Here is a 12,474-nt window from a genome sequence, read left to right as displayed (position 1 = left end):
GCTCCTGGGCGGTCCTGGGGGCGGTCTCGGAGGGCGGTCTCAGAGGGCGAGGCGGCGGGCGAGGTCCGAGGTGAAGACCCCGCGGGGGTCGAGGTCGGCGCGCAACTGCCGGAAGGCGTCCAGCCGCGGGTACATGCCGGCCAGCATCTCGGGGCGCAGCCGGGAGTCCTTGGCGAGGTAGACGCGGCCCTCGGCCGAGGCGACCTCGTCGTCCAGCACGTCGAGGAAGGTGGCCAGGCCCGGCAGGGTCGCGGGGATGTCGAGCGCGAGCGTCCAGCCGGCCATCGGGAAGGAGAGCCACCCCGGGTCGGCCTCGCCGAACCGCTTGAGGACGGCGAGGAACGACGGGACGCCGCGGCGGCTGATCCGGCTCACGATGCGGCGCAGCGCGTCCTCCCGGCCGTCGCCGACGACGAACTGGTACTGGACGAAGCCGCTGCGTCCGTAGATCCGGTTCCAGTGCGGCACCCCGTCGAGCGGGTGGAAGAACGTCGAGAGCTTCTGCAGCTCGCCCCGCCGTTCGCGGGGCGCCCTGTGGTACCACAGCGCGTTGAACAGCCCGACGCTGCCGCGCCCGAGCAGCCCCTCCGGCACGTACCCCGGGGCGCCCGGCAGCCGGCCCGGCCGGAAGTCGAGCGGGGCGCGGCGGGCGCGCGGCGGCAGGGCGTCGAGGGGGGCGTGGTCGCCGCGGGTCAGGACGGCGCGGCCGGTCCTGGCGCCGCGGGCGAGCAGGTCGATCCAGGCGACCGAGTAGCGGTAGCGGTGGTCGCCCGTGGTGAGCCGGGCCATCAGGTCGTCGAGGTCGGCGGCCCGTTCGGTGTCGACCCTCATCAACGAGGTCTCCACCGGCAGCAGCTGGATCGTCGCGGCGAGCACGATGCCGGTCAGGCCCATGCCGCCGGCCGTCGCCCAGAACAGCTCCGGCTCGTCCTCGGGGGTGACCAGACGGGTACTGCCGTCGGCCGTCAGCAGCTCGATGGCGCGCACATGGCGGGTGAAGGAGCCCGACAGGTGGTGGTTCTTGCCGTGGATGTCCGTGCCGATGGCCCCGCCGACCGTGACGTACCGGGTGCCGGGGCTGACGGGGACGAACCAGCCGAGCGGCAGCAGGATCTGCATCAGCCGGTGCAGGCTCACCCCGGCGTCGCAGACCACCAGGCCGTTGACGGCGTCGATCTCGTGGATCCGGTCCAGGCCCGTCATGTCCAGGACGGCGCCGCCGGCGTTCTGCGCCGCGTCGCCGTACGCCCGGCCGAGCCCGCGGGCGATGGCGCCGCGGCCCCCGCAGTCCCGGATCGCCTGGGCCGCCTCCTCGTAGCTGCGCGGGCGCAGCACGTGCGCGGTGGTGGGCGCGGTGCGGCCCCAGCCGGAGACGGGCGTGGTCAGGGCGGAGGGTGGCGGCATGGCCGTGACGTTATCGCCAGAAAGGGGGTTATTGCCCCTATATGCCAGGTCTCTCACTGGAACGGGTGAGTGAGGGTGAGTCAGGGGTTGATAAAGGGCATATTACCGCATTGTCCCCTTTACATGGGAACGGCAGAACCACGAACGAGGGAGGACCCGCCGGTGCGAACTCCGGACTCCGCGGCGTCACGTGCGTCGGAAGTGGACCGCCGGCTGCTCACCGCGCTGCGCCGGTGCGGCGACGGGCCACCGGTCGCGCGCGCCGCGCGGGCGCTGTCCTGGAGCGGCGAGCACGCCGCCCTGTGGATCGCCGCCGGGCTCGCCGGCGCGTGCCTGGACCGGCCGCGCCGGAGCGCCTGGCTGCGGGCCACCGTCCTGGTCGGCGCCGCGCACGTCGCGAGCATGGGTGTCAAACGGGTCGTCCGCCGCCCCCGCCCGCAACTGCCCGGCACACGGCCCCTGGTGGGCACCGCGGGCCGGCACAGCTTCCCCAGCTCCCACGCGGCCTCGTCGGCCGCCGCGGCCGTCGCCTTCGGCGCACTGCTGCCCGGCCCGCTCCGGCTGCTCGGCCCGTTCCCCCCGCTGGCCGCCGGCGTGTGCGCGTCGCGCCTGGTCGCGGGCGTGCACTACCCGAGCGACGTCGCCGCGGGCGCCGTGCTGGGCGCCGCCACGGCCCGGCTCGGCCGGGCGTGGTCGCTGCGGGGCGGAGGACTCCGTGGCTGAGCCCACCTCGGCGGTCTTCGACGACGTACCGCGGCCGTCCGTACCCGTGCCCACCGCCGGGACGCTCCGCGCCCTGGCGACCGTGCCCGGCGGCCTGATCCGCACGGCCCGGCCGCGGCAGTGGGTCAAGAACGGCCTGGTGCTCGCCGCACCGGTCGCCGCCGGGCGGCTGCTGTCCCAGCACGGACTGGTCCAGCTCGGCATCGTGTTCGCGCTCTTCACCGCCTGCGCCTCCGCCGTCTACCTGATCAACGACGCGCGGGACGCCGAGGCCGACCGGGCCCACCCCGTCAAGTGCGCCCGTCCCGTCGCCAGCGGGCAGCTCCCGGTGTCCGTCGCCTACGCGGCGGGCGCGCTGCTCGCCGTCCTCGCGCCGGCCGCCGCGTACCTGCTCTGCAACGCGGCGACCGCCGGGCTGCTCGCCGCGTACCTCGTCATGCAGCTCGCGTACTGCCTGCGGCTCAAGCACGTCCTCGTCGTGGACCTCGTGGTCGTCACCACCGGCTTCCTCATGCGCGCCATGGCCGGCGGCTTCGCCCTCGACATCGCGCTCTCCCGCTGGTTCCTCATCACCTCCGGGTTCGGCGCGCTCTTCATGGTCGCCGCCAAGCGCTACTCCGAGCTGGTCCTGATGTCCGGCACCGACGGCGAGGCCGGCGCCTCGCGCTCCCTGCTGACCGCGTACACCACCGGCTACCTGCGGTTCGTCTGGCAGCTCGCGGCCGGGGTCGCGGTCCTCGCGTACGGGATGTGGGCGATGGAGACGGGCGGCGCCGCCGCCGGATCGCTGCCCTGGCGGCAGCTGTCCATGATCCCGTTCATCCTGTCCGTGCTCCGCTACGCGGTCTTCGCCGACGCGGGCGCGGCCGGAGCGCCGGAGGACGTGGTGCTGCGCGACCGCCCGATGCTCGTCATCGCCCTGGGCTGGGCGGTGCTCTACGCCCTGGCGGTGGCCGAGCTGTGACGTCCGTGCCGCGCGGAGCGCCCGGCACGCCCGGCGCCCTGCGCTCGGAGATCCTCGGCTTCGCGCTGGCCGGCGCCGCCGCCTACGCCGTCGACCTCGGCCTGTTCGTCTGGCTGCGCGGCCCCGGCGGCTTCGGGCCGCTCACGGCCAAGGCGCTGTCCTTCGTCGCCGGGTGCACGGTCGCCTACGCCGGCAACGCGCTGGGCACCTACCGCGCCCGTCCGCCGGTCGGCGGACGCGCCCGCCAGTACGCCGTCTTCCTCGCGTTCAACGTGGCGGGCGCGGCGGTGCAGCTGCTGTGCCTCGCCGTGTCGCACTATGCGCTCGGGCTCACCACCCCGCGCGCGGACGTGGTCTCGGGCGCGGTCGTCGGCATGGCCCTGGCCACCGCGCTGCGCTTCTGGGGGACACGGACCTTCGTCTTCGGACGGCGCGGACCGGCACCGATGCCGGCGGCGCCGCCAGGTTCACCGCGGGCGCCGGGGGAGTGCGCACGCTGACGCAGGGTAGGCAACCGGACATGGAGCGGATCACATGGAGTGGCTGACGAAACTGCGGTGGATCGGCCCGTGGATCTCCCGGCTGATGCGCACCCACGCCTGGCGCTCCTTCGAGCACCTCCAGAAGGTGCACTGGAGCCGGCTGGCTGCGGCCGTCACCTTCACCAGCTTCCTCTCGCTCTTCCCGCTGATCACCGTCGCCGCGGCGATCGGCGCGGCCCTGCTCTCCGACCAGCAGTTGCAGGACATCCAGAAGAAGGTCTCCGAGCAGGTCCCCGGCATCGCCGACCAGCTCAACATCGACGGCCTGGTCGCCAACGCCGGCACCGTCGGCCTCATCGCCGGCGCGCTGCTGCTGTTCACCGGCTTCGGCTGGGTCGCCTCGCTGCGGGACTGCCTGCGCGCGGTCTGGGAGAAGGACGACGAGGACGAGAACCCGTTCAAGAGCCGGCTGCGGGACGCCGGGATCCTGCTCGGCCTCGGCGGCGCGGCCGTCGTCTCGCTGGCGTCCTCCGCGTTCGCGACCGCCGCCGTCGGCTGGGCCGCCGACAGCCTCGGCGTCGAGAACAGCACCGCCGGCCAGTTCGCCCTCACCGCGGCGGGCTTCTGCATCGCCGTCGTCGCGGACTTCGTGCTCCTGGTCGTGCTGCTCACCCTGCTGCCCGGCGTGGAACCCCCGCGCCGCCGGGTGATCGTCGCGGGCCTCGTCGGCGCCGTCGGCTTCGAGATCCTCAAGCTGGTGCTCAGCAGCTACCTGCAGAACGTCGCGGCCAAGAGCATGTACGGCGCCTTCGGCGTCCCGGTCGCCCTGCTCCTGTGGTTCAACTTCATGGCCAAGCTCCTGCTGTTCTGCGCCGCCTGGACGGCCGTCCCCTCCAAGGACGCGGCGGCGACCGACACGGCCACCGACCCGGACGCCGACACCGGTACGGAGACGGCGACGGCTTCGGCGGCGGACGCGGCGGCGCCGAAGCCGGCCGCCGGCCCCGCCTGACCCCGCCGGGTCACTCGTTGATGTCGTCGCGCGGCTTGCGGCGGGAGGAGCGGGGGACGGCCGGGAGCGACATGGACGGGGCCGCCCGGCGGCGGCGGACCAGGAGCGTGACCGCCGCGCCGACGGCCAGGACGCCCGCGGTGATCCCGGCGTAGGTCCACAGCCCGCTGGAGCCGGACGAGCCGGTGACGGCGGCCTGGGCCGGGCCCTTGGTGTCCTGGGCGGGGGCGTTCGCCTTGTCGGCGCTGCGCGTCGGGACGAGCGAGCCGACCGGCTTCACGGTGGAGGCGGCCTTGAAGCCCCAGTCCAGCAGGGCGGCCGTCTCCTTGTAGACCTCGCTGCTGCCCGCGGCCGGGTGCATCACGGTGACCAGCAGCGTGCGGCCGCCGCGCTCGGCGGCGCCGGTGAAGGTGTTGCCCGCGTTGGTGGTGTAGCCGTTCTTCACGCCGAGCAGGCCCGGGTAGCGGCGGACGCCGCCCGCGCCGGTCAGCAGGCGGTCGGTGTTCTGTATCCCGAAGGTGCCGCGCACCTTCGTCGGCTTGCCCGCCTTGTCCTTCGTCCAGTCGCCGGGGAACTGGGCGTTGGTCGTCGCGCAGTACTCGCGGAAGTCCGCGTTCTTCAGCCCGGAGCGGGCGATGAGCGTGAGGTCGTAGGCGCTGCTGACCTGGCCCGGCATGTCGTAGCCGTCGGGCGACACGACGTGGGTGTCGTCGGCCTGCAACTCCTTGGCCTGGGCGTTCATCTGCTGCACGGTCCTGTCGACGCCGCCGTTCATGGTGGCGAGGACGTGCACGGCGTCGTTGCCCGAGTGCAGGAAGACCCCGAGCCACAGGTCGTGGACCGTGTAGCTGAGCTTCTCCTTGATGCCGACGAGGCTGCTGCCCTCGCCCATGCCGCGCAGGTCGGAGTCGGCGACCGTGTGCACCTGCGTCTTCGGGAACTTGGGCAGCACGGTGTCGGCGAAGAGCATCTTCAGCGTGCTGGCGGGCGCCAGCTGCCAGTGCGCGTTGTGCGCGGCCAGCACCTCGCCGGTCTTCGCGTCCGCGACGATCCACGAACGGGCGGTGAGCTTCGGCAGCGCCGGGGCTCCCGCGTCCGGCTGCACCTGCGTGCCGGGCACGCCGAGCCGTTCGCCGCCGACCGTCGACATGGCGGCGGGCGGCACCGGTTCCGGGGTTCTGCCGTCCGCGTGGGCGGGCGTCGCGAGCAGCGGGCCGGCCGCCAGCGCGGCAGCGCACAGGGCCAGCAGGGAACGGCGGAAGGCGGGTGCAGGCGTGGACACCAGCAGAACGTACAGGCCGGGTGGCGGAACGCGCGCCCCCCGTTTGCCCCGTGGACGCGTGAGGATTCGCACGTGGGGAAGGCGGAACCATCGGGCCCCCCTCGGTCGTCCCGTACGGGAGTCCCCATACTGGGACGCATGAAGCTCAACCGTCCCGTCTCCTGGTTCCTGATCGCCTTCGGTGTCTGGTCCTGGATCGTCTGGACCACCTTCGTCAAGAACCTGTGGAAGGACACGAGCGGGCTCGCCTTCGACGACGGCTCCCCGACCGCGTACTTCTGGATGCACCTGACCCTCGCGATCACCTCGTTCCTGCTGGGAACGGCGATCGGGGCGCTCGGGCTGCGGTCGCTGCGGATCCTGAAGCGCGAGGCCGCCGGCGGTGCTCCGGCCGAGCGGCAGTCCTCCGACACGGCTGCCGTGTAGTGATCGTCCTCTTCGTCCTGATCGGACTGGCGGTCCTGGCGCTCTTCGGCGCGCTCCACCGGTACCTCTGGCGGCGCCTGGTGCGCGACGTGTCGGCGCCCGGCGGCTGGTACCGGCGCGTCGGGACGGTGCTCGCCGTCGTCCTCCCGCTGACCAGCCTGGGCGCGCTCCTCGGCGGCCGCGAACTCCCCCTGACGGGTGAACGCTGGCTGGCCTGGCCGGGGTACCTGTGGCTCGCGGTGCTGCTCTACCTGACGTTCGCGCTGCTGGTGGGCGAGGCGGTCCGGCCGCTGCTGCGCCGCGCGCTGGAGCGCCGGGCGGCGGCCCGGACGCGGCCGGCGGCAACCGAGCCGGTGCCGGTGGAGGTCCCGGCGGCGGTTCCGGCCGCCGCATCGGCTCCCGCGGCGGCGCCCGCCCCGGCCGAGGAGCCCGCCGCCGCCACCCGGCGGCAGTTCGTCGCCCGCACCGTCGCCGTCGCGTCGGTCGCCGTGGCCGCCGGGACCGTCGGGTACGGCACCTACGGCGTCCTGCGCGGGCCCCGGCTGAAGAACGTGACGGTCCCGCTCGCGAAGCTGCCCGCGCGGGCCGACGGCTACCGGATCGCGGTCGTCAGCGACATCCACCTCGGTCCGATCCTGGGCCGCGCGCACACCCAGCGGATCGTCGACACGATCAACGGCGCGCGACCCGACCTGGTGGCGATCGTCGGCGACCTGGTCGACGGGACCGTGGCCGACCTCGGACCGGCCGCCGAGCCGCTGGCGCAGCTGCGGGCCCGGGACGGCTCGTTCTTCGTCACCGGCAACCACGAGTACTTCTCGGGCGCGGCACCGTGGGTCGACTTCGTGCGCGAACTGGGCGTCCACCCGCTGGAGAACGCCCGGGTGGAGCTGCCCGGCTTCGACCTCGCGGGTGTCAACGACATCTCCGGCGAGGACCACCACGCCGCGCCGGACTACGGCAAGGCGCTCGGGGACCGGGACCGCACCCGGGCCGCCGTCCTGCTGGCGCACCAGCCGGTGATGATCCACGAAGCCGTCGAGCACGGCGTGGACCTGCAGCTGTCCGGGCACACGCACGGCGGCCAGCTCTGGCCGGGCAACTACATCGCGGAGCTGGCCAACCCGACGGTGGCGGGCCTCGACCGGTACGGCGACACCCAGTTGTACGTCACGCGCGGCGCGGGCGCCTGGGGCCCGCCGGTGCGGGTGGGGGCGCCGTCGGACATCACCATCGTGAAGCTGGTGTCACTGCGCGCGTGACGCCCGCTTCGCGGCGCGCTTCGCCGCCCGCTTGACCGGGGCCTCCGCGACGGGACCGGGGGCCCCGGCGCCGTCCCGGGGCGCGTCCGCGGCGTCCGCCGCCTGCCGGCCCGACGCGTCCCCCGCGGACTTCCCCGCCGACTTCCCCGCGGCTTTCTGCGACGAGATGAACGTCGGCAGGATGAAGTCGTGGATGAGCCCCTTGGCGTCCCTGACCAGCGGGCGGAACACCCGGTAGCGCGAGAGGCTGACGATCTTCGCCACCAGCGGGGTGCACCGCTTGACGAAGTTGCGGGTGCGCTCGGTGTCGTCCGTGCGGTCGAAGACCCAGTACAGCACCACGACCATCAGGTGCAGCCAGAGCAGGTCCGGCAGCAGTTCGGCCAGCTCCGTGTCGAGCTTGGGGGCCAGGTCCGAGCCGTTCAGCACCTCGTCGAAGATGGCGACGGCGGTGGCGCGCGCCGGGTGCGACTCGTTCGAGAACGGGCTGAGCGGGCTGTCCGGATCGGCCGCCGTGCGGAAGAACTGCGACGCGAACTCGTGGTACGGCGCCGCGCAGTCCACCCACGAGGTGAGGGCGATCTCCAGGCGCTTGGAGAAGTCGGTGACGCCGGCCATCTTGGCGTGCGCGTCGACCGCGTGCTCGTGCGTCATCCGGTCGTAGAAGCCCTGGATCAGGTACTCCTTCGACGCGAAGTAGTAGTAGGCGTTGCCGACCGACACCCCGGCCTCGGTCGCGATCGCCCGCATCGTCGTCTTGTTGTAGCCGCGTTCCTGGAACATCCGCATCGCGGTGTCCAGGATGAGCGCCCGGGTCAGCTCGCTCTTGTCGGTCTTGGGACGCGCCCGGCCGCCCGGCAGTTCGGCGGCCGGGGCGGCGTCGTCGGACGGGCCGCGGTCAGTTTCTTCCACAGGGGTGAGCCTAACCGCCGTGCCCGCACGCATCGCCGCAGTCCTCGTGGGCGGGCAGCGGCGGCCCGGCGGGCCGGCCGGTGCGGGGATCCCGGGCCTGCTCCCAGCCGCTTCCGGCCTGGTACCGGCCCCTTCCGGCCTGGTACCGGCCCGTTCTGGGCGGCGCCCAGGCGACGGGGGCGGGCGCCCAGGCGGCCGGCCGGCCGTCCCTCGGGGGAACCCAGCCCTCGTACGGACTGGTCGCCGCCCGGTACTTGGCGGCCGCCAGGACCGCGGCACGGGCGAGCGGCGCTCCGACCGGGGTGCTGAAGCGGTGCGCGGTCGGACGGTACTCGGCGAGCGCCCACAGCACGACGATCCAGGCCGCGTCCCCCGTGTAGAGCTGCCCCTGGTCGCCGATGACGGTGATGCGGCTGAGGGTCGAGGCGTGGTCCAGGTCCGGGTACCGGCCGCGCGCCTCGGGGGAGCAGGCCGGGACGAGGTCCAGCGGGACGAGCTGGCGCTGCCGTGCGAGCCAGCCCCGGACGAAGCTGCAGAGCCGGCAGTCGGCGTCGTACAGGACGGTCAGCCGGCGGACCGGGACACGGGCGTCCCGGTGGGCCGGTGCGGCCGCTGTGACGTTCGTCGGTTCGGCGGGGTGCCGGGCGTCGGCGGCCACGGTGGTCAGACCGCCGGGGTGGCCGGGGTGGTCCAGCCCTGCGGCGGGACCGGCGGGACCTGCTCCTTCTCCATGATGCCGCGGCGCCGCATCTTGTTGAGGATGAAGACGTTGCCGAGGTGCAGGACGCCGAGGACGAGCAGGACGACCCCGAGCTTGACCGACAGCGCCTCGAAGAGGCCGCGGGCGTCGTCGACCGCGTCGGCCGCCTTGAGGTAGAGGGCGACGAAGCCGAAGTTGACGAGGTAGAAGCCGACCACCAGGAGGTGGTTGACGGCGTCGGCGAGCTTCTCGTTCCCCTGCAGCACGTCGGCGAGGAAGACCCGGCCGTTGGTGCTGAGGGTGCGCGCGACCCAGATGGTCAGACCGATGCTGATGAGCAGGTAGACGACGTACGCGACGACCGTGAGGTCCATGGTCCATCCCTTTGCGAAAGACTTGAACGTGTTCAAAACTTCTGACAGGCCTGACTGTAGACCTCTTTTTGAACGTGTTCAACCCAGTGGCGTGCTGGGCTGCGCCGGGCTTGCGGGCAACGGAGAACGCCGGGCGGGCCTGATGTCTCAGGCCCGCCCGGCGTTCCGGTGACGGGATCGGATCCCGGGATCGGGACCCCGGGATCGCGGTGGTGCTCGCGATCCGGTCAGTCGCGCGAGTGGCTCAGCTCCAGGTCGAGGTCGTCGCCGCCGTCGCCGTCCTCGCCGCCCACCGTGACCGTGGCCGGGAAGGGCGGGTAGCCCATCGTCAGCAGCGTGTAGCGGCCCGGGTAGAGGTTGGCGAAGGCGTAGGTGCCGTCCTTGCCCGTGTGGACCACGCCGACCTCCTTGCCGTCCGCGTCCTGCAGGACGACCCGCGCGTCGTCGACGGGCTCGCCCTTCGCCGTGCGCACCGTGCCCGACAGGGTGCCCGTGCCGCTGAGTCGCAGGTCGCACTCGACCGGGCGGTCGTTCGTCAGGACGCTCGCGGTCTGCGGGTGGTGCCCGTCGGCGTTCGCGACCAGGACGTACGAGCCGCTGCCGGGCGTCGGCAGGTCGAACGTTCCGTCGTCGCCGGCCGTGATCCGGCCGACCTGGCGTCCGTCGGCGGCGATCAGCGTCAGCTCGGAGCGCGGGATCGGCAGCCCGAAGGAGCCGCGGACGGTGCCGCGCACGGAGGGGCCGCCCCCCTTCTGCAGCGGGATGACGACTCCGCCCACCGGGCCGTCGTCGTCCGGCGCGCCCTCGACCGCCAGGTGCGGCAGCCGCTTGTCGATCCAGGTGGGCAGCCACCAGTTGGCGTTGCCGAACATGTGCATCAGCGAGGGGACGAGGACCGTGCGCAGGATGAACGCGTCGAGCGCGACGGCTCCCGCGAGGCCCACGCCGAACATCGCGATGACGCGTTCGCCGTTGAGCACGAAGGCGACGAAGACGCAGATCATGATGACGGCCGCCGAGTTGATCACCCGGCTGGTCTCCGCCAGGCCGACCCGTACCGCCCGCGCGTTGTCCTTGGTGTGCACCCACTCCTCGTGCATCCGGCTGACCAGGAAGACCTGGTAGTCCATGGAGAGGCCGAAGAGCAGCGACAGCATGATCACCGGGAGGAAGGCCTCGATCGGCCCCTCGCGGCTGGCGAGCAGCAGATCACCGCCCCAGCCCCACTGGTAGGCCGCGACCAGCAGGCCGAAGGACGCGGCGGCGGCGGCGAGGTTCATCACCGCTGCCGTCAGCGGGACGACGAGGCTGCGGAAGGCGATCAGCAGCAGCACGAAGCCCAGCGCGATGATCACCGCGACGAAGACGGGCAGCTTGCCCATCAGCACCGAGGCGAAGTCCTTGTACATCGCGGTCTGGCCGCCGACGTACGCCTGCATCGTGCTGCCCTTCTCCGCGGCGGGCACGACGTCGGAGCGGAGCTTGTCGATCAGGTCCGAGGTCGCCTTGTCCTGCGGCGACGTGTTCGGCACCGCCTGGATGACGGCGATGTCGGCGCCCGGCTGCATGGGCAGCGCGGCGGCGAAGGTGATGCCCTCGGTCGCGTTGAGCTTGCCGACCAGGGTCTGCACCGCGGCCTTGTCGGTGTCCGACTTCACCTCGGCGAGGATCGTCAGCGGGCCGTTGAAGCCCGCGCCGAACCCGTCGGCGAGCAGGTCGTACGCCTTGCGGGTGGTCGTCGTGTCCTTGCTGTTGCCCTGGTCGGACGAGCCGAGACGCAGCGAGAGCACCGGCACGGCCAGGACGATCATCACCGCGACGGCGACCACGGACAGCACCCGCGGGTGGCGCTCCACGAACGACGACCAGCGGGCGGCGGCGCCGGTGGCGACCTTCGCCTCCGGGCCGTTCGCCTCCAGCCGGCGCCGCTGGCGGCGGGAGAGCACGCGCTTGCCGAGGACGCCGAGCATCGCGGGCAGCAGGGTGATGGCCGCGGCGACGCTCAGGACGACGGTCAGCGAGGCGGCGATGGCGACGCCGTTGAGGAAGCTCAGACCCATCGCGAACATGCCGAGCAGCGCGATGCAGACCGTGCCGCCCGCGAACAGCACGGCGCGCCCCGAGGTGTTGACCGCCGTCACGGCGGCCTCCTCCGGGCTCAGCCCGCGCAGGATGCCCTTGCGGTGCCGGGTGACGATGAACAGCGCGTAGTCGATGCCCACGCCCAGGCCCACGAGCATGGCCAGGACCGGTGCGAAGTCGGCGACGGCCATGCCGTGGCTGAGCAGCAGGATCGCCGACGAGGCGGTGAAGATGGCGAACAGCGCGGTGATGATCGGCATCAGCATGCCCAGCACCGAACCGAGCGCGAGGAAGAGGACGACGGCCGCGGCCGCGACACCGACCAGCTCGCTCAGCCCCTGCGGGGGCTCCTCGGCCATCTGGATCGCCTGGCCGCCGGCCTCGACCTCCAGGCCGCTGCCCCCCGCGTCGTGCACGATGTCGACGAGCTTCTTCACCTGCTCCTTGTCCAGCTCGTTGCCGAGCTTGGTGAAGGTGACGGCCGCGTAGGCGGTCCTGCCGTCCTTGCTGATCTTCGCCGCGCCCTCGGGCGCGTACGGGCTCGCGATCGTGCCGACGTCGGCCACGCCGCTCTTGATCTTCTGGAGCGTGGCGGTCATCTTCTGCTGGACCGCGGTGTCCCGCACGGAGCCCTGGTCCACGTGCCAGACGATGTTGTCGGTCTCACCGGCCTGGGCGGGGAAGGCCTTGTCCATCAGCTTCAGGACCTGCGCGGACTCGGTGCCCGGCAGCTCGAAGACATTGGCGTAGGCGCTCCCGGCCGCGCCGCCCGCGCCGCCGAAGCCGGCCATGACGAGCACCCACAACCCGATCACCAGCCATTTGCGCCTGAAGCACCAACGTGCCAATGA

Annotated in this window: 12 protein-coding genes; 6 read left to right on the top strand and 6 right to left on the bottom strand. The window is 72.9% G+C overall.

The genetic code is table 11. The annotated features are described in order from the left end of the window. Nucleotides 1-39: 39 nt before the first annotated feature. Nucleotides 40-1,404 carry an FAD-binding oxidoreductase gene (locus tag ABZ721_RS16310; RefSeq protein ID WP_358789273.1) on the bottom strand — a complete coding sequence of 455 codons (1,365 nt, stop codon included), beginning with the start codon at nt 1,402-1,404 and terminating at the stop codon, nt 40-42. 162 nt (nt 1,405-1,566) lie between these two features. Between ABZ721_RS16310 and ABZ721_RS16305 the strand changes: the two genes are divergently transcribed. The 4 genes from ABZ721_RS16305 to ABZ721_RS16290 are packed head-to-tail and all read left to right on the top strand — an operon-like array spanning nt 1,567 to nt 4,585. Beyond that, a complete protein-coding gene (locus ABZ721_RS16305) occupies nt 1,567-2,127 on the top strand; it encodes a phosphatase PAP2 family protein (protein WP_358789272.1) in 561 nt (186 codons plus the stop codon). Between the two features lie 46 nt (nt 2,128-2,173). Then, nucleotides 2,174-3,091, top strand: a complete 918-nt coding sequence (locus ABZ721_RS16300) for a decaprenyl-phosphate phosphoribosyltransferase (RefSeq protein WP_358789357.1) — start codon at nt 2,174-2,176, stop codon at nt 3,089-3,091. Next, nucleotides 3,088-3,591, top strand: a complete 504-nt coding sequence (locus ABZ721_RS16295) for a GtrA family protein (protein ID WP_358789271.1) — start codon at nt 3,088-3,090, stop codon at nt 3,589-3,591. The genes ABZ721_RS16300 and ABZ721_RS16295 overlap by 4 nt, the downstream gene beginning before the upstream one ends. Nucleotides 3,592-3,625: 34 nt before the next feature. Continuing rightward, nucleotides 3,626-4,585: a YihY/virulence factor BrkB family protein gene (locus ABZ721_RS16290; protein WP_358789270.1), complete on the top strand. Its 960-nt coding sequence runs from the start codon at nt 3,626-3,628 to the stop codon at nt 4,583-4,585. Nucleotides 4,586-4,595: 10 nt separating this feature from the next. Here ABZ721_RS16290 and ABZ721_RS16285 read toward each other — a convergent pair whose 3' ends face one another. Then, nucleotides 4,596-5,795: a D-alanyl-D-alanine carboxypeptidase gene (locus ABZ721_RS16285; protein WP_358789356.1), complete on the bottom strand. Its 1,200-nt coding sequence runs from the start codon at nt 5,793-5,795 to the stop codon at nt 4,596-4,598. Between the two features lie 210 nt (nt 5,796-6,005). Between ABZ721_RS16285 and ABZ721_RS16280 the strand changes: the two genes are divergently transcribed. Continuing rightward, entirely contained in the window at nt 6,006-6,293 is a 288-nt protein-coding gene (locus ABZ721_RS16280; RefSeq protein WP_358789269.1) for a hypothetical protein, read from the top strand. Beyond that, nucleotides 6,293-7,555 (top strand): metallophosphoesterase, encoded by a 1,263-nt coding sequence (locus tag ABZ721_RS16275; RefSeq protein WP_358789268.1) that lies wholly within the window; start codon nt 6,293-6,295, stop codon nt 7,553-7,555. The genes ABZ721_RS16280 and ABZ721_RS16275 overlap by 1 nt, the downstream gene beginning before the upstream one ends. Here ABZ721_RS16275 and ABZ721_RS16270 read toward each other — a convergent pair. The 4 genes from ABZ721_RS16270 to ABZ721_RS16255 form a co-directional block, all read right to left on the bottom strand. After that, nucleotides 7,541-8,467, bottom strand: coding sequence for a TetR family transcriptional regulator (locus ABZ721_RS16270; protein WP_358789267.1), 927 nt, complete (start codon nt 8,465-8,467; stop codon nt 7,541-7,543). The genes ABZ721_RS16275 and ABZ721_RS16270 overlap by 15 nt on opposite strands. A 10-nt stretch (nt 8,468-8,477) precedes the next feature. Next, nucleotides 8,478-9,035 carry a DCC1-like thiol-disulfide oxidoreductase family protein gene (locus ABZ721_RS16265; RefSeq protein ID WP_358789355.1) on the bottom strand — a complete coding sequence of 186 codons (558 nt, stop codon included), beginning with the start codon at nt 9,033-9,035 and terminating at the stop codon, nt 8,478-8,480. Nucleotides 9,036-9,130: 95 nt separating this feature from the next. Continuing rightward, complete coding sequence (locus tag ABZ721_RS16260) at nt 9,131-9,541, bottom strand: hypothetical protein (protein WP_358789266.1); 411 nt, start codon at nt 9,539-9,541, stop codon at nt 9,131-9,133. 227 nt (nt 9,542-9,768) lie between these two features. After that, on the bottom strand, nt 9,769-12,471 hold the full coding sequence (locus ABZ721_RS16255; protein WP_358789354.1) for an MMPL family transporter: 2,703 nt from the start codon (nt 12,469-12,471) through the stop codon (nt 9,769-9,771). Between the last annotated feature and the right edge of the window lie 3 nt (nt 12,472-12,474).

This window comes from Streptomyces sp. NPDC006733, assembly GCF_040636125.1.
Lineage (GTDB): Bacteria > Actinomycetota > Actinomycetes > Streptomycetales > Streptomycetaceae > Actinacidiphila.
Note: the sequence above shows the minus strand (reverse complement) of the source record. Positions and strands in the feature narration are given on the sequence as shown.

Excerpts from the sequence above, each read along its gene's own strand:
- ABZ721_RS16310 (WP_358789273.1), bottom strand. The coding sequence starts at position 1,404 with ATGCCGCCACCCTCCGCCCTGACCACGCCCGTCTCCGGCTGGGGCCGC.
- ABZ721_RS16260 (WP_358789266.1), bottom strand. The coding sequence starts at position 9,541 with ATGGACCTCACGGTCGTCGCGTACGTCGTCTACCTGCTCATCAGCATC.
- ABZ721_RS16290 (WP_358789270.1), top strand. The coding sequence starts at position 3,626 with ATGGAGTGGCTGACGAAACTGCGGTGGATCGGCCCGTGGATCTCCCGG.
- ABZ721_RS16280 (WP_358789269.1), top strand. The coding sequence starts at position 6,006 with ATGAAGCTCAACCGTCCCGTCTCCTGGTTCCTGATCGCCTTCGGTGTC.